This is a genomic window from Psychrobacter sp. AOP30-A2-5, assembly GCF_052378115.1.
Classification (GTDB): domain Bacteria; phylum Pseudomonadota; class Gammaproteobacteria; order Pseudomonadales; family Moraxellaceae; genus Psychrobacter.
This window is the reverse complement of record NZ_JBQSXK010000014.1, coordinates 23650-40937: the sequence shown is the minus strand read 5'-3', so window position 1 is coordinate 40937 and position 17288 is coordinate 23650. Positions and strand designations below refer to the sequence as shown.

The 17288-nt window shown below is 42.8% G+C and carries 16 protein-coding genes; 8 read left to right on the top strand and 8 right to left on the bottom strand.

All coding sequences use genetic code 11. From position 1 onward, the window contains the following. Positions 1 to 29: 29 nt before the first annotated feature. A complete protein-coding gene (locus tag ACT3S4_RS10555) occupies positions 30 to 986 on the top strand; it encodes a response regulator (protein ID WP_444761016.1) in 957 nt (318 codons plus the stop codon). A 186-nt stretch (positions 987 to 1172) separates the two neighbouring features. Then, a complete protein-coding gene (locus tag ACT3S4_RS10550) occupies positions 1173 to 2114 on the top strand; it encodes a D-2-hydroxyacid dehydrogenase (RefSeq protein WP_444761015.1) in 942 nt (313 codons plus the stop codon). Positions 2115 to 2148: 34 nt separating this feature from the next. Here ACT3S4_RS10550 and ACT3S4_RS10545 read toward each other — a convergent pair whose 3' ends face one another. Continuing rightward, complete coding sequence (locus ACT3S4_RS10545) at positions 2149 to 3774, bottom strand: flavin-containing monooxygenase (RefSeq protein WP_444761014.1); 1626 nt, start codon at positions 3772 to 3774, stop codon at positions 2149 to 2151. A gap of 53 nt (positions 3775 to 3827) precedes the next feature. Then, the gene (locus ACT3S4_RS10540) at positions 3828 to 4541 is read right to left on the bottom strand and encodes an RluA family pseudouridine synthase (protein ID WP_055125332.1); all 714 of its coding nucleotides are present in this window, start codon (positions 4539 to 4541) and stop codon (positions 3828 to 3830) included. Positions 4542 to 4910: 369 nt separating this feature from the next. Here ACT3S4_RS10540 and trxA point away from each other — a divergent pair, with 369 nt between their 5' ends. The 3 genes from trxA to ACT3S4_RS10525 all read left to right on the top strand — a co-directional run bounded on the left by trxA (position 4911) and on the right by ACT3S4_RS10525 (position 7855). After that, positions 4911 to 5237, top strand: a complete 327-nt coding sequence (trxA, locus tag ACT3S4_RS10535; RefSeq protein WP_250163259.1) for a thioredoxin — start codon at positions 4911 to 4913, stop codon at positions 5235 to 5237. A gap of 526 nt (positions 5238 to 5763) precedes the next feature. Next, a complete protein-coding gene (gene rho, locus ACT3S4_RS10530) occupies positions 5764 to 7032 on the top strand; it encodes a transcription termination factor Rho (RefSeq protein WP_055125334.1) in 1269 nt (422 codons plus the stop codon). Between the two features lie 583 nt (positions 7033 to 7615). After that, positions 7616 to 7855, top strand: a complete 240-nt coding sequence (locus ACT3S4_RS10525) for a hypothetical protein (RefSeq protein WP_055125335.1) — start codon at positions 7616 to 7618, stop codon at positions 7853 to 7855. Between the two features lie 202 nt (positions 7856 to 8057). Here ACT3S4_RS10525 and ypfJ read toward each other — a convergent pair whose 3' ends face one another. Next, positions 8058 to 8948, bottom strand: coding sequence for a KPN_02809 family neutral zinc metallopeptidase (gene ypfJ / locus ACT3S4_RS10520; RefSeq protein WP_045445932.1), 891 nt, complete (start codon positions 8946 to 8948; stop codon positions 8058 to 8060). A 517-nt stretch (positions 8949 to 9465) separates the two neighbouring features. Between ypfJ and ACT3S4_RS10515 the strand changes: the two genes are divergently transcribed. Beyond that, positions 9466 to 9822 (top strand): hypothetical protein, encoded by a 357-nt coding sequence (locus ACT3S4_RS10515; RefSeq protein WP_045452446.1) that lies wholly within the window; start codon positions 9466 to 9468, stop codon positions 9820 to 9822. Between the two features lie 235 nt (positions 9823 to 10057). On the opposite strand, the gene ACT3S4_RS10510 is transcribed toward ACT3S4_RS10515, so the two are convergent. From ACT3S4_RS10510 to rpmI, 5 genes are all read right to left on the bottom strand, one after another. Continuing rightward, positions 10058 to 10357, bottom strand: coding sequence for an integration host factor subunit alpha (locus ACT3S4_RS10510; protein ID WP_045445928.1), 300 nt, complete (start codon positions 10355 to 10357; stop codon positions 10058 to 10060). A 247-nt stretch (positions 10358 to 10604) separates the two neighbouring features. Continuing rightward, positions 10605 to 13019: a phenylalanine--tRNA ligase subunit beta gene (pheT, locus tag ACT3S4_RS10505; protein ID WP_201560896.1), complete on the bottom strand. Its 2415-nt coding sequence runs from the start codon at positions 13017 to 13019 to the stop codon at positions 10605 to 10607. 71 nt (positions 13020 to 13090) lie between these two features. Next, positions 13091 to 14146, bottom strand: a complete 1056-nt coding sequence (gene pheS, locus ACT3S4_RS10500; protein ID WP_444761013.1) for a phenylalanine--tRNA ligase subunit alpha — start codon at positions 14144 to 14146, stop codon at positions 13091 to 13093. Between the two features lie 352 nt (positions 14147 to 14498). Next, complete coding sequence (gene rplT, locus ACT3S4_RS10495) at positions 14499 to 14855, bottom strand: 50S ribosomal protein L20 (protein WP_025651520.1); 357 nt, start codon at positions 14853 to 14855, stop codon at positions 14499 to 14501. Between the two features lie 150 nt (positions 14856 to 15005). Beyond that, the gene (gene rpmI, locus ACT3S4_RS10490) at positions 15006 to 15203 is read right to left on the bottom strand and encodes a 50S ribosomal protein L35 (RefSeq protein WP_010197866.1); all 198 of its coding nucleotides are present in this window, start codon (positions 15201 to 15203) and stop codon (positions 15006 to 15008) included. Positions 15204 to 15801: 598 nt separating this feature from the next. Between rpmI and ACT3S4_RS10485 the strand changes: the two genes are divergently transcribed. Together ACT3S4_RS10485 and hisIE are read left to right on the top strand one after the other, a co-directional pair. Further along, on the top strand, positions 15802 to 16245 hold the full coding sequence (locus ACT3S4_RS10485; protein WP_426138507.1) for an acyl-CoA thioesterase: 444 nt from the start codon (positions 15802 to 15804) through the stop codon (positions 16243 to 16245). 113 nt (positions 16246 to 16358) lie between these two features. After that, complete coding sequence (hisIE, locus tag ACT3S4_RS10480) at positions 16359 to 17213, top strand: bifunctional phosphoribosyl-AMP cyclohydrolase/phosphoribosyl-ATP diphosphatase HisIE (RefSeq protein WP_270896917.1); 855 nt, start codon at positions 16359 to 16361, stop codon at positions 17211 to 17213. Positions 17214 to 17288: the final 75 nt, after the last annotated feature.

Genomic DNA, 17288 nt, shown 5'->3' with positions numbered 1-17288 from the left:
CTATTATTCATCATCATAAGGATATCATCATGAATGAATTAGAAAATGACTTAACCACAGTTGAAAGCAGCGCTGAGTCAAAGCCGAAGTTGGCATTTATCGACGATGAACAACGCATTTTACGGTCTATGAAACTGCTGTTTCGTAAGACCCATGACGTGTTTATCACCACCGACCCGACTGAGTATATTGACTATATCAAGAACAACCATGTACACGTGGCGGTCAGTGACCAGCGGATGCCTGAGCGAGTTGGTGTGGATATCTTACGTGAAGTAAAAGATGTCTCACCGTCTACCATGCGTATTTTATTGACGGGCTATGCCGATTTAAACGCCATTATTGGCTCTATTAACGATGGTGAGATTTATCGTTATTTGACTAAGCCTTGTAAATCTGAAGAGCTGATCACCGTGGTCGGACGCGCTACCGAAGTCGCCTTGACCTATAATCCAGACGAAGATGCCGATCAATTCGACAGTTCAGGTAATAAGCAAACGCTGCTAGTGATCGATGAAACCAATGAGTTGATTGAGCAAATACGTAAGCAATTTTCTCACAGTTATAAAGTACTGCACGCTGAGAGTTTAGAGGAAGCGTACGATTATTTGGCGAATGAAGATATCGGTGTTTGTATCACCGATATCAATGTCAGCGGCGAGAATATCGCGCCGATTATCTTTACTTTAAAACAAGATGCACCGCATTTGGTGGTTTTGGTACAGACTGAGTTTCAAGATGCTGGCTTGCTGATTGATTTGATTAATAAAGGTCAGGTCTATCGCTGCTTGCCGAAACCGATGCGCGCCAGCCTGCTTGAGATTAGCGTCAACCGTGCGTTTCAGCATCATACGAAACTCAAAGCCAGCCCTGATTTGGTCAAACGCTATGAAGTCGAGCATGACCCTGAAAACGACGTGCGTATTGATTTAAGCAGTCGCGTACGTAGCCTTATTGGTAAACTGCGTAAGCGTTTCTCTTTATAAGTACATAAGACTAAATAAGCACAAAAGACTACTGTCTCAATCAACAAAACCTCTATTTCAATATTGAAGTAGAGGTTTTTTGCTTTGGACTTTTTAACGACCTTTTTGACTAAAATCACCAACGTGCTACATTAAGTCGATCATTATTAAAATCATTTAAAAATAACTATTTAATAAGGAATAACCATGCGCGCGGTTTTTTTAGATAAAGGCACTTTTTCTGATGGCATCGACTTGCCAGCCCCAGCAGGCATCAGCGACTACCTCACTTATGATGATACCCCAAAAGATGCTGCTGTTATTGTAGAGCGCTGCAAAGACGCCGACATCATTATTACCAATAAAGTGCAAATCAGCGCTGAAGTGATAAGTAAATTGCCCAAGCTCAAGCTCATTCAACTGACCGCTACTGGTATGAACAACGTCGATCAAGACGCTTGTGTTGAGCACCATGTGGCGCTTTATAATGTCGCAGGTTATGCAGTCAAAAGTGTGCCCGAACATACCTTTATGCTCATGCTCAACGCCATGCGCGCAGGTATTTATTATCATCAAAAAGTCGCTGATGGCACATGGCAAGCAAACGGTAATTTTTGCCTACTGGATATTCCGCTAATAGATTTGGAAGATAAAACGCTAGGTATCATTGGCGTTGGCACTATTGGCAAACGTGTGACCGATATTGCGCGCGCTTTTGGAATGACAGTATTGTGGGCGGAGCAGCAAGGACGCGCACCGCGCAATGACGACTATACCGCGTTTGACGACGTACTGGCACAGTCTGATGTACTGAGCTTGCATTGCCCATTAAACAAGAAAACTCAGCACCTAATTAATGCAGATACTTTAGCAAAAATGGTCAAACAGCCGCTCATCGTCAATGTCGCTCGTGGTGGCATCGTGGATAGCCAAGCGCTGACTGATGCCATTAACAATGAGCAAATCATCGGCTACGCCAGCGATGTGTTTGAACAAGAGCCCATCACTGCTGACGACCCTTTATTAACCATTGCCAAGCATCCCCGCGTTATATTTAGCCCGCATAATGCGTGGGGCAGCAAAAGTGCACAAGAAACCTTGTGGCAGATCTTAAGCAATCAAGTTACTGATTTTATTAATGGCCATTAAAAAACATTGAGCAAATGACTGTAACCAAGCGACCTTAACGACTAAAACGTAACCAATCATCTTTTATTTTGCGATGTTTGAGCATAATGCGGTCGCTTAGATAGTTGTTTGTCACCCGCCAAGGATATATATCGCCTTGCTTGGGTAGCTCATGTTGAGCGCGCTTGACATATCCTGAGGATAGCGCGCCCATCACCGTATCTTTCTGTGTAAGCGCTTTGGCATCTTTAGTCTGTGCTTGTGGCAATACCACTTGATAGCGATGCTGATGCATATAGCCCAGCAGTCGCATCACATACTGACAGGCCAAATCAATCTTTAGCGTCCATGAGGCATTGGTATAGCCAAACAGTGCCATCATATTTGGTATATCTTCAATCATGACCGCTTTATAAGTCATGCGCGAACCAATATCTATCGCCTGCCCGTCAATATATACTTTGGCACCGCCGAGCATTTGTAGCTTTAGTCCTGTCGCTGTGACGATGATATCAGCATCGAGAGAGTTACCCGATTCGAGCATGATGCCCGTCTTGGTAAAATGACTGATTTGATCGGTGACGACGCTGGCGCGTTTGCCATGCAATGCTTTGAATAAATCACTGTCTGGCACCGCACATATCCGCTGATCCCAAGGATTATAGTCCGGTACAAAATGCGCCACATCGATACCGCTACCTTTTAGCTCTGTTTTGACACCGCGTTTTAATAACGCTTTCATAAGCTTGGGTGCCAATATAGCCGCTCGATAAGTACCTTGCTGAATCAATACATTACGAGTACGCAGCAGCGTATAAGCTTGCTCTTTTGACAATGGTGAAAATTTACCTGCTAGCCAATCAAGCGTATAATCATCGCCCGGTACACTTGCCACATACGTGGGAGAACGCTGTAGCATAGTGACGTGACGCGCGCATTGCCCACCAGTTTCATCCACCAAAGCTGGCAGCAATGTCATCGCTGTAGCACCACTACCGATAATGACTACCTTCTTATCGTCATAATCCACATTTTGCCAATGCTGCGGATGAATGATTTCACCTTGAAAATCTGCTTCTTTATTAAAAGAAGGACGATAACCTTGTTCATAATCATAGTAACCCGTGGCGCCAACGACGAACTTTGCCGTTACCGTAAACACCTCACCGCTGGCATGATTTTTTACCGTCGCCGTCCATTGTTGATGGCTACTTGACCACGATAGCTGCTTTACCTCGTGTTGATAGCGAATATGTTCGCTGATACCACACTCACGCGCCGTATCAGCAATATAGCTTTTAATATCACCGCCTTTTGCCAAAATCCTATGATTTAGCCATGGTCTGAAACTGTAGCCAAACGTCAAGGCATCAGAGTCAGAGCGGATGCCTGGATAGGTGAATAAATCCCATGTACCACCCAAATCTGCTCGTTTTTCTAACACCAAAAACCGCTGTGCACTTTTCTGCTGTTGCTTTGATGATTTGCGTTTCTGCTTACCTGGATTTTTATGACCAAACAGTCCTTTGTGTTTTTGCTGCTGCAATCGGCACGCCATACCAATACCGGCAATTCCTGCACCAATAATCAGTACTTCATAATTCACTGGTGTGTCTGAGAGTGCCGATTGAGCTTTGAAGCGTTTCTTAACTGCCTGTTTGGCTGCCGTCATATCAAGCATAATACGTTCCTTGTTTTTGCATGATGGGTTTAAAAAATTTGGCATAAATTCATTTAAAAAGGGCTTGGGCTTTCCCAATCCATCCACGCACCAAGCGTAGGATGCTTGAGACGCAATTGCTGGGCATGGAGATTAAGCCTTGGCGCAATCGCTAAAGCCGTGCCTTCTGCATAAATAGGATCGCCAATCATCACATGACCAACATGCACCATATGGACGCGCAGCTGATGACTACGACCCGTGACCGGCTTTAGCATTACGCGCGTGACTGTCTGACCGTTGCATTGCTCATGGCTGATGACTTCATATAAAGTTAAGGCATGCTTTGACCAGCTAGGATCGACGATATGGCGCGGTTTCGTCTCCGGCTCATAGCGCACTGGTATAGATATCTCACCCGTTGCGCCGACACGCTCCCACTCTCCAAAGACGCGTGCCTGATATTTTTTTTGTGGCAAACGTTCAATGAATTGCTTACTAATATGGGTTTGTGCGGCAGCATTTTTGGCAAAAATGAGCAACCCTGAGGTATCCATATCCAGACGATGAATCAGCTTGACTGCGGGATTGGCACGCTCAAGTCTCGCCAGCAAACTGACCTTGAGCGTTTTGCCATCGACACTCAACAGACCTACAGGCTTATCAACCACCCAAATATCATCATCTTCGTAGACAGTAATCTGTTGCGCAAAGGCTTGAAAAAACTCAAGCGGATAGGCGTTTTCTTGAGCATTGAGGGCGTTGACTTCTTCAGCAGTAAAAGGCATAAAAATGGGCACTTATATAAATGGGCTTGAATGATTAATGAGCTTGCATATGAAAGCTGTCTTAAGTGGTAGATATTAGAGTATAGATATAGTGTTATAAACCGCTTATTTTTGAGTAAAAAACACAGACAGTATTATCAAGTGACAGATAAAACCATGCCTGTGTCGTTATGTGTCGATTTATTGTGCTAATCGTAATTGTTAAACAATTTAACCAGCCTGCATCTGTTAACCCCGAACAAACATGTTAATATAATGGCACATTTTAACCACTTCTAAACGCTTCTTTGGTCACTCATCATTCTATTATGCAAAAAATATATTGGTTGATGGATGGCGATAGAAATAATAAAACAAGAGAGATAAATTATGTCAGACCTTATTTTACATACTACCGATGCCGACTTTGACAAAGACGTATTGCAATCAGATGTGCCAGTATTGGTAGACTTCTGGGCAGCATGGTGTGGTCCTTGTAAAGCAATCGCCCCTATTTTAGAAGATCTAGCCACTGAGTACCAAGGCAAAGTTAAAATCGTCAAAGTTGATGTGGATAGCAACCCACAAGCAGCCAGCCGTTTTGGTATCCGTAATATCCCAACACTATTTGTCTTTAAAGATGGCGAAAAAATTGACTCAGTGATGGGTCTACAGCCAAAAGCTGAATTGGCAAAAGTGTTAGACAAGCATCTCTAAGTCGAGACTTGCTCGTTTTGCATAAGCATTCTAAAGAGACAGCAACACCGTCGAAAAAGTCATTATCTAACGTAGATAGTGGCTTTTTTGCTTGTTTTTTATGCAAAAAACTCAATTAGACGACTTTTTTGGCAAAATTTATTGACAATGCTATTGTGAAGACCGTATAGTCTGCTGACAACAGAAAACTAACGGTTTTCCTAACTGTCTTATCGCTATTCTCCTCGTGTTTATCAACAAAAACACAATCGTCGTTATAAACACCATTGCTGAACGAAATGACTAAACACAATTACTGATATTGAGTTTTTGACGCAGACTCTTATGTAGACTTCTTTATCCTTATTTCTTATTACCTTGCATAAACGATTGCAATTCGTATATAAGCTGACACGTAATATCCAAACTACATAAATCCAGCTCTGTGCACGCACCCTCTATCACCATACTATCGTTGTTTTAATCACTGTCGTGACTTGTGCTGCTAATGGCATCTCTCATCTGATCAATTGCTAATGACCTATCTATGAATCTTACTGAATTAAAGAAAAAATCAATCGCTGAGCTATTGGCTATCGCCAAAGAAATGGGTCTTGATAATATGGCGCGTAGCCGTAAACAAGACATCATCTTTGCTATCCTAAAAACCCATGCGCGGAACGGTGAAGCCATTTATGGTGACGGCGTACTTGAGGTTCTTCCGGATGGTTTTGGCTTTTTGCGCTCATCAGAAGGCTCATACTTAGCCGGTCCTGATGACATTTATGTCAGCCCTAGCCAAATTCGCCGCTTTAGTCTGAAGACGGGTGATAGTATCGCTGGTACGATTCGTCCACCGAAAGATTCTGAACGTTATTTTGCGTTATTGAAAGTTGGTGAAATCAACTTTGATACCCCAGATCGCTCACGCCATAAGCTTATCTTTGAAAACCTGACACCTCTATTCCCAACTGAGCATTTAAAACTCGAGCTTGGTAACGGCACTACTGAGGATCTGACGGGTCGTATCATCGACCTAATCGCGCCGATTGGTAAAGGTCAGCGTTCTATCATCGTCGCACCGCCAAAAGCGGGTAAAACGATGCTGCTACAAACCATTGCTCAGTCGATTACTCGTAATAACCCTGAATGCTACTTAATCGTCCTATTGATTGATGAGCGTCCAGAAGAAGTCACCGAAATGGTACGTACGGTACGCGGTGAAGTGGTTGCCTCTACCTTTGATGAGCCGCCACAGCGTCATGTACAAGTCGCTGAAATGGTTATTGAAAAAGCCAAACGTTTGGTCGAGCACAAACAAGACGTGGTTATTTTACTGGATTCGATTACTCGTTTGGCGCGTGCTTACAACACCGTGATTCCATCATCAGGTAAAGTATTGACCGGTGGTCTAGACGCCAATGCGTTAGAGCGCCCAAAACGCTTCTTCGGTGCTGCTCGTAATGTTGAAGAAGGCGGCAGTTTGACCATTATTGCCAGTGCGCTTATCGATACGGGTAGTAAAATGGACAGCGTTATCTTTGAAGAGTTCAAAGGTACTGGTAACCAAGAGATTACGCTTGAGCGCGATCTGGCTGAAAAACGTGTCTTCCCTGCGATTAATATCAAAAAATCTGGTACACGCCGTGAAGAGCGTCTGCTTGATGAAGATAAACTGCGCAAGGTTTGGATTTTACGCAAGCTATTACAGCCGATGGATGGTGTACAAGCCACTGAGTTCTTACTAGACCGCTTAAAAGAAGCGAAAACTAATGACGAATTCTTTGAGCAGATGAAACGTAAATCACAGAACTAATGATAGATCCGTGCTGCCTTCCCATACTCAATAAATAAGCAACTTAAGTAGAAAAGACCGCACTCGTGCGGTCTTTTCGTTTTGTATTCATTTTTTATATATTCAGGCATGTCCTGAATATATAAAAAATGGCAATAGAAATGAGAACATACCCTAACACCTAACGATTAAACGCCAAAAGTGCTATTTTCAAAAACAGTTAGCTTACTATCAATATAAATACAATAACCCTAAGCAAAACCCCTACCAACGATACAGTGGAGAAACATCCTTTACAGGCTATTTGCAAAGCTTAGCGCTTTTACTACGCCTAGAAATTATTATATGGGTTAGTATAGGAGCCAGTATAGATATACTCTGCTATCACGTGTTAATAGCGGTATAATTTTCGAGATATTTAACATCCTTGATGTAATCCTTACTAATGCAGACCTTTGTATGTCTTGCGGTAGCACAATAGATTATTCTAAGATACTTGCCCAAATATTTTAATACAGCTTACTATCGGTATTAAAATTAGTGGTAATAAAAATATCGTATTTTGATTTTGATAAACTAACTTGATAACCTAACAGGTGATACTATGAAATTTGCTAAAACTATCGCAATGACTGCCCTTACTAGCTCTGCCCTTATCATGGGTGGCTGTGCAACTAATGGATACAATAGTGGCTTGAGCAATACCGCTAAAGGTGCTGCTGCCGGCGCTGCTGCTGGTGCACTTATTAGAAGTGGCGGCGATAGCAAAGACATCGCTCGTGGCGCACTTGGTGGTGCTGCAGTAGGTGGCGCTGGTGCTTATATTCTTAACAACAGCAGATAATCGCTAAATGATTATTTGGTGCTATCAAGACCGTTTTTAAGCATTTCAACTGTGTGTATTTTAAATCTATTGAATATGTCTAAATTGAATATGTCTAAAACGCTCTAAAATACAAAAAGCCTGCAATCGATGTTGCAGGCTTTTTGTTGGATCGCCTTTTTTAGGCGATAGTTAATACGCTAAAATATCATAGCGATACTGACTATAATGCCCCGCTAAAAGTATCACAAGACTGCACGTTGCCACTTTCCAAACCACGAGTGAACCACTGAACACGCTGCTGACTGGTACCATGAGTGAAATTATCAGGTACGACTGCTCCACCGCTAGCACGCGCTAAACGATCATCACCGATTTGACCAGCGGCATTGATGGCCTCATCGATATCACCTGCCTCCAAAAACTGTACACGCTCTTGGTTACGTTGTGCCCAAACTCCAGCAAAACAATCAGCTTGCAGTTCTTGTAGTACGGATAGCTTATTGGCTTGTGCACGAGTGACTTGACGGCTGGCTTCATTAACTTGCTGGCTGATGCCTAACAAAGTCTGTACGTGGTGACCAACTTCATGCGCAATAACATAAGCTTGCGCAAAATCACCCGCTTTACCTTGATTATCTTGGTCGCCAGAGCCTTGCTTATCACCCGTTATACCGAGATTTTGGCGCATTTCTACAAAGAAAGATTTGTCTAGATAGACAGTCTGATCGCCTGGGCAATAAAATGGGCCCGTCGCGGAGCTAGCACTGCCGCAGGCTGAGCTAACTTGACCATTGAAGAGAATCAATGATGGCTCCTGATAGGTGCTGCCTGCTTCTTTGAATATCTGATGCCAAACTTCTTCAGTATCAGCCAATACTACTTTGACAAACTGCGTATCTCGATCGTTACTTGTCGCAGGCTCGGTAGAGGCACTGCTATTGCCACCGCCTGCTACTACTTGACCCGTCTGTAAAGCGGTCATTGGATTTACCCCAAATACCAGCCATAAAATGCCAGCAATAATAATACCACCGATACCACCGCCTATCATTTTGCCACCACCACTGCTGGTGCGCACATTGGAACTGCCGCGTCTACCTTGCCATTTCATTGTTTCATTCCTCAAATATACGATATATATTGCTACTCGTATTGATGATTTTTTATATAGTGTAATTTTGACTCAATTCTTTATTTTCTGATCAAATCCGATTTCTGATACGTAAGTAGTGACAAAGTATTTTTGATAAACGCTACTTTACTAGGCTCTTGATATTGCACTAATCAAGACATTTAATGACTATTAAACCCTAATAGATACAATAGATGCTTAAAAAGCATAGTGGAAATCAAGACATCGAAAAAGTCATCAAAATAGGCTGATGTCATTGATTATACGTCTATTAATTTGGCTCGTTGTATTAAAAATTATAATGAATAAGTGATGTAAAACACTATTTACAATTTTATTGTTACTTAATTGTACAGCCTATTTCTATTTATATAGAAATCCTATAGAATGCGTGAAAGCTGAGTAGCTGTAACTAAGACTAGTTGAATTCTGAGAAATCTCAGCTTTCAACCTTTTTTGCTGCTACTGATCATTTCATTTTCCCGGAGAAAACCTTATGAACTTAAAATTACTTGCTCTAGCTGGTATCATGACTGCAACTATGGGCCTTACTGCCTGTGACAGCAACAAAGAAAACGCCGCTGAAGATTTATCTGACGCACAAGAAGAAGTGCAAGATGCATCAGAAGAGCTAAACGAAGCTGCTGCTGAAGGCGAAGTAACTGCTGATGCTGACGCTGCTGTTGCTGAAGCTGAAGCTGACATCGCTGATGCTCAAGTTGCTACTGCTACTGACGAAATCGATGCTGAAGTACCTGTAGACGGTACTACTACTAGCGTTGACGTAGCTAGCGAAACTCCAGCTGTAGACGCAGCTGACGAAGTTGTAGTTATTGAAGAACCAGCTCAGTAATTTTATCGTTTATATGATAGAAATACTGTAGTAAAAAAAAGAGAGCCTAAGCTCTCTTTTTTTGTGCGTGTCATTTACCATCGTTCATGGTTATTAATAGCTAAATATGATAGTTAATGATCTCTGATCAAATGTAGATCAACCATCTCACATTAATAATAAAGCGTAACTTTAACAACCATCATGAAGTCATGATATATTTATATGTTCAGTTTTATACGATTGACAGTTACTGCTACTCGTCAAAGAGACGCTCATCAACTTGTTGACGGAATTTTTGCCCTGTTTTGAAAGTCACCACGCGGCGTGCTGATACGGCGACTGGCTCTCCTGTCTTAGGGTTGCGACCTGGACGGCTATTTTTATCTTTAAGCTCGAAGTTGCCAAAGCCTGAAAGCTTGACCTCTTTGCCATCAATTAAACTCTCTGACAATTCATCAAAGAAATTCTCTACCAAACAGCGGCCTTCTTGGCGTGTTAGGTCAAGATGACTCATCAAATGCTCAATCATGTCAGATTTGGTTAAGGTGCTCACAGTACGACTCCTATGCTATGTCGTGATGTCGAATATCATGGTTTAGCGGTATGAGGGTTAATGCTAGTTATTATAAAGGTTTTCTAACCTCTTTTTAACAAAGACTGCTTTAAAATCCTTTATTAATAACCACTTAACTATTTTTATGGATAAAAATTTTATAAAATCATAATTCTTATAAATAGCAATGCCCTATAGCCTCTTTAAGAGTGAGGCTACAGAGCATGTCTATGATAAGAGTTATATGTTAGCTGTCACGCAACTTTGCAGCATGTTGCTCAGTTAGTGCTTGTACCACTTTGTCAGTCGCGGTTTTAATGGCGTCATCAGATAGCGTTTGTGCATTGTCTTGCCATATTAGCGCAAAAGCTAATGAGCGCTGACCAGCTGGCACGTTGTCGCCTTGATACACATCAAACAGCCACAGATCAGCCAATAGCTCACCAGCTGCCGTGCGTATCGTCGACTCTAATGTCTGTAAGCTGATCTCACTATCTACTAAAATGGCAATATCACGGCGTACTTGTGGAAATTTGCTCGGGGTGCTGATGGTATGCTGCTCACGGGCAAGGGTCAGTAATGGCGCAAGTGATAATTGAGCAACCCACGTAGCTGGCAAATCTAACTGCTTAGCCGTGTTAGGATGCAACTGACCCAACCAACCGACATATTCATCATCAATATAGAGCTTAGCACTTTGACCCGGATGCAAGAAAGCAAGCTCACTGCGCTCATAGCGAATACGGGCGCTATCCATTTGTGCAGGTAATAACTGCTCAATATCATGCTTAAGATCATAAAAGTCTAACGCACGGTTTTGATACGCTTGCTCGTCCCAGACATCGCCAACTGCTACTAACGCAATACTTGGCGTTTGTACCAATTCACTAATACTTTGACCAACAAAGCTAAGCCCTGTTTCAAAGAAACGCACGCGCGGCTGCTGACGATTGAGATTGTACTGCACGCAAGGTAATAAGCTTGATAACAAAGTACGGCGCATCACGGCTAAGTCACTAGAGATAGGATTGGCCAGTGCCAACACTTCTCCTAAAGCTTTATCATCGAGCAAGGCTTCTATTTTTGCGTCACTAAAGCTAAAGCTAATGGCTTCCATATAGCCATTATCGACCAGCGCGAGCTTCATCTCGTGTGTCAAGTCTGCGGTATCGTCATAATCCATGCTGACTTGCAAATGCGGCAACACGCTTGGAATATTGTCATAGCCATAGATACGCGCAATTTCTTCGATGAGGTCTTCTTTAATACTCATGTCAAAGCGATACGATGGCGGCGTGCAAATCAGGCTATCGGCTTGCTGCACTATCTCAAAGCCCAATTGGGTTAAGATACGAACCATGACTGCTGGCTCAATCTCAATACCGATGACATCACGAACTTTAGCAATTGGTAAAGTGATCGGTGCGCGAGCTGGTAAATGCTCACTGCTTTCTGCTTTTACTATTTGTCCGGCTTGCCCACCAGTAACGCTAGTAATCAAATCAACAGCGCGTGCCAGTGCTAGCTCTGGTAACGCAAAGTCTACCCCACGCTCAAAACGTTGTGAGGCATCGGTATGTAACCCAAAACGGCGTGCGCGCGCGGCAATAGCTAGCTGACCAAAGAAAGCGCTTTCTACAACAATATTGGTTGTGCTATCAGTCACACTACTACGCTGACCGCCCATGATTCCGGCAAGTGCCAATGCGCCTTTATCATCAGCGATGAGCAATTCATCACCGGTTAAGGTAATGGTTTGCTCATTCAATAAAGTAATCGTTTCTTCAGGCTGTGCCAAACGCACAACGATATCGCCCTCGATAGTATCAGCATCAAACGCATGTAGCGGCTGACCCAATTCCATCAATACATAGTTGGTCACATCAACCAAAAAGTTGTGCGAGCGTAGTCCTGACTGCACTAGTGCATCTTGCATCCACTTTGGTGTATCGATGCTACGATCAATATTGCTGATTAATTGTAGTAAATAGCGTGGGCACGCTTCAATTGCACTAACCGTTACCACTGGCGTAGCAGTACCAGCAGCGTTTTCAGTAACTACCACATTGGTAGGAATCTCAGGCAGCTGCATTGGCAAATCATTGATAACTGATATTTCGCGTGCAATACCGCGTACACTAAAGCAGTCACCGCGATTTGGCGTGATAGAGATATCTAATATCTGATTGTCTAAACCTAAATACTCACGAATATCCATACCAATCGGTGCATCAGCTGGCAATTCAAGCAGACCATCGATGCTATCGATTAAATCAATTTCAGACGCGCCGCATAGCATACCGTTAGAGTCGACACCACGTAGGTTACCGTTTTTAATTTCAAAACCTGCACCATTATCAGAAGGCAAAATGGCACCAACGGTCGCAACCGGTGCTTTCATACCAACGGTGACATTAGGTGCACCGCAGACAATTTGTAATGGCTCAGCGGCACCAATATTCACCTGCGTAACGCGCAGTTTATCGGCATCTAGATGTTGCTCGACGCTGATGACTTCACCGACAACCACACCACTGAAGGTACGGGCAACCGCATAGCGATCATCAATCTCAAGTCCTGCCATCGTGAGTTGTTCGGCCAATTGCTCACTGCTATTGTTGGGGTTTACCCATTGACGTAGCCACTGTTCGCTAATTTTCATAAATATCTCAGATCAGAATTTTATAATAAAGGTTTTGGAGTAAAGGTAGAGGTATTATTAAATAATAAAATCTAGCCAAACTGCTTTAAAAAGCGTACGTCATTTTGGAAAAATAAACGCAAATCATCGATGCCGTAATATAACATCGCGAAGCGCTCAATCCCCATTCCAAAAGCAAAGCCAGTATATTTTTCGGCATCAATACCGCAGTTGGTCAGTACTTGTGGGTGTACCATACCGCAGCCCATAACCTCAAGCCATTTACCATTGTCATCGAGAATATCCACTTCAGCTGACGGCTCGGTAAAGGGGAAAAATGACGGACGGAAACGTACAGTCAGCTCTTTGGCAAAAAATGCTTCCAAGAACTCACTAATCAGACCCTTTAGCTCAGCAAAAGTGCTCGACTCAGTGACCATTAAACCTTCTAGCTGATGGAACATCGGCGAATGCGTTTGATCCGAGTCATTGCGATAAACGCGACCTGGGCAAATAATACGAATAGGCGGTTCATTCTTTTCCATGGTGCGAATCTGCACGGGGCTGGTATGCGTACGCAGTAGATAATGCGCATCAAAATAGAAGGTATCGTGCATCGCGCGTGCTGGATGATGCGACGGAATATTGAGCGCTTCAAAGTTATAGTAATCGCTTTCGACTTCAGGACCAGTAGCAACGTTAAAACCCGCTTGTATAAAATACTGCTGCATACGCTGGGTAATCATGGTCACTGGATGCAAATGACCTTTTTGACCACCGCGAGCAGGCAAGGTGATATCAATACTTTCGCTTGCAAGCTTGGCATTTAGTGCAGCCACTTCTAACTGCTGCTGCTGCGCTGTCAACGCATCTTGAATACGGCTACGAACTTGATGTAACCAGCCGCCGTAGGTTTTTTTATCGTCGCTGCTGAGTTTACCCATCTGCTTTGACCAGCCAGTTAATGGGCTCTTTTTGCCGGTCAATTGCACACGCAAATCTTGCAACGCACGCACATCGGTTACTTGTAGAACCAAGGCTTCAGCGGTACTGGCCAACTCATTTAGCTGAGCTTCATTAAGCTCGCTTAGCTCTGTGGACAAGGTCGGTAGCGCCGACAAATCGGTGGTAGCAGCAGGGGTAGTCATAAGATGCATTCTTCCTGATTTAAACGGACTATTAATAATAGTGATTGGTAATTGTAGGGATTTGACCAAATATTGCAAACCATTTACCCAGTCATTCAAAAATAATACCAGTGATATGAATGGCTTGAATATTTAGACGATGATAAAAGCTATCTCAAAAAAGCATATTTAGCGTTGGTGCTAAAACAAGGCTGTGACATGAAGTATTAAGATAATGTGATATAAAAAAAGCCACCGACCAGCGGTAGCTTTTATTAATATCATACTATTAATCAATATTATCCCTATCCATATAGATAACTACTTGTAAATTCTGACTAAACAAGCAGCAACCCTAAAGGAAGGTTAATATTTATGCTAATGCCGCTTTTGCTTTTTCGACCAACGCTGTGAAAGTCGCTGCATCATGCATAGCGATGTCAGCAAGTACGCGACGATCGACAGTGATGTTAGCCAATTTCATGCCATTGATAAAGCGGCTGTAGCTTAAGCCGTTTAAGCGTGCACCAGCATTGATACGTGCAATCCAAAGACGACGGAAGGTACGTTTTTTGTTGCGACGGTCACGATAAGCATATTGACCAGCTTTGGTCACTGCTTGTACCGCTACGCGGTAAACACGTGAACGGGCACCGTAGTAGCCTTTTGCGCGTTTTAGGATTTTTTTGTGACGACGATTCGCCTGTACACCACGTTTTACACGGGCCATAAATTACTCCAAGATTTCTTTAATCATTATTAAACGAATCACGATGTCATCGAATAGTAGACATCGCTATCAGATTGCAAAGTCAGATATTTTTAATCCAGTCGCCATAAATTAAACAGCGCTTAATTAAAGATAAATGACGATAGCCTACTAGATGTATGGGCACATGCGACGAACTGCTGCTTCGTCAGACTTGTCCACCATCTTTAGACCGCGCAACTGGCGAATACGCTTAGCTGATTTCTTGGTCAAGATATGGCTTTTGTTTGCTTGCTTACGCTTGAAGCCGTTCGCTGTTTTTTTGAAGCGTTTAGCTGCACCGCTTCTGGTTTTCATCTTAACTTTCATGATGATTTGCCTCTTTGTCTTTGATAGAACCTGGTCGTCAAATAGTTAATAACGAATAGTGGCTGTAAAAACACCCACTAAACCTCTATTTGCCTCGAGGTGGGAGGCGGTATTTTAGCAGATAATGCACTGTTTTGCCAAGGAAACTTTTACGCCTCGCCTAGGGCGTGTCCTCAATCTGAACGAAAGCAAATAAATGGACTAAAAACGGTTAAATTCTGCCAAGCTACGTTAAACAGCTGGTTCATTTCTCGATATTATTTGCGCTACTTTCTTTGTTTGACGGCAATTTATATCATTCTTATCATTATTTTTAAAATGAGAACACGCCTTAGTAGGTATGACAGTGGATAATGAGTATGAGCCCATTTATAAAGATTTTAGTCAAAACACTCATAAAACTGCGGATTTACCGCCAAATAGATTGAATGTCAGCTTAAGCTGTGCTTAAGTAGAGACTGAACCTTAGTATAAGCTGAGCGTTAATAATACAAAGTTATTTATCACACTTATCGAGCGCCTATCGTACGATGATGACGCTACCAACCTACACCATGATTAGCAGCACTCATAGCCTGCAATCAATCTAGGAGATAACGTGTCAAAACAAGAATTAGACTTTGATAACGACATATTTGTCTTTGAAACAGTGATGCGTGTGCGTCATATTGAGCTTGATATGGCTCAGTACCTGACGCTCGAATCATTGACGGCATTGCTATGTGAGGCGCGGCAGAGATTTTTTTACTCTAAAGGTATTAAAGAGATCGATGCAGATTATCACGGTTTAATTATCGATGAGTTACAGCTAAGTATTGTCAGTCGCATACGGGCGCGTGAAGAGCTATTATTTGAAGTAGGCGTTGAGCCGTTATACGATAAGGGTGGCACTATAGTGATAAAAATCACCCGTATGCATAATGGAGAAACAGTAGCCAAGGCGCGGCAGCATTTTGTCAATTATGACTTTCGCCTCAATAAGTCGATTGCGCTTGATAAAATTATGAAAGAAGCGCTGTACCCACATCTCTACAGGATTTGATATTGAGGACATGCCCTAACACCAACCGCTTTTTTATTCAGACCATAAATAGAATCCGTTACGATTCACTTATTCCCCTTTGATTTCTATATAAATAAGAAGACAGATATATTATGACTTTACCTGCTTGGCTGGCTGCCATAAAATTTAATGATGATGGTTTGATTCCTGCAATTGCTCAAGATCATAAGTCTGGGCGTATTTTGATGATGGCTTGGATGAATGCCGAAGCACTACAGTTAACCGCGCAAACGCAGACAGCGGTTTATTTTTCACGCTCACGTGCAAAATTGTGGCATAAGGGCGAGTCATCGGGTCATACTCAGACCGTACATGATATTCGCTTGGACTGTGATGCAGACGTGATTGTCCTTAGTGTCACTCAGGCTGGCGGTATCGCTTGCCATACTGGTCGCGAGTCTTGCTTCTATCAGCGTTTAGATTTGTCGGGTCAAACGCCTGAATGGCAAACCGTCGATAAGGTATTAAAAGACCCTGCTGATATTTATCATTCAAGCGATGCAGGAAAAGCCACTCCTAAAACTAACGAGACGCAGGCTCACGATGTAATCCCTTCAGATGCCAATCACAGTCACCATGACAACGACACTACCAATCGCTCTATTTTGCAGCAGCTTGACGGTGTATTGGCAGAGCGTAAACAAGCAGATGCTGATAGCTCGTACGTGGCAAGCTTATACGCAAAGGGTTTAAATAAAATTCTAGAAAAAGTTGGCGAAGAGAGTACTGAAAGTATCATTGCCGCCAAAGATTTTGCCAATTGCGACGAAAATAGCAATAAAGCGCAATATGATGACGCTCGTCACGAGCTCATCTATGAGGTGGCCGATGTCTGGTTTCATACCTTGGTTGGACTGGCGTGGTTCGATATTGAGTCGGATGCAGTATTAAATGAGCTAGGTCGACGTTTTGGTCTATCAGGTATCGATGAAAAGGCGGCGCGATAGTTTCTATAAGCTTGACCATTGCCCTGTTTGATTATTGTTGATTTCACCTTTTTGTCACAAGTGCAGGTTATAATA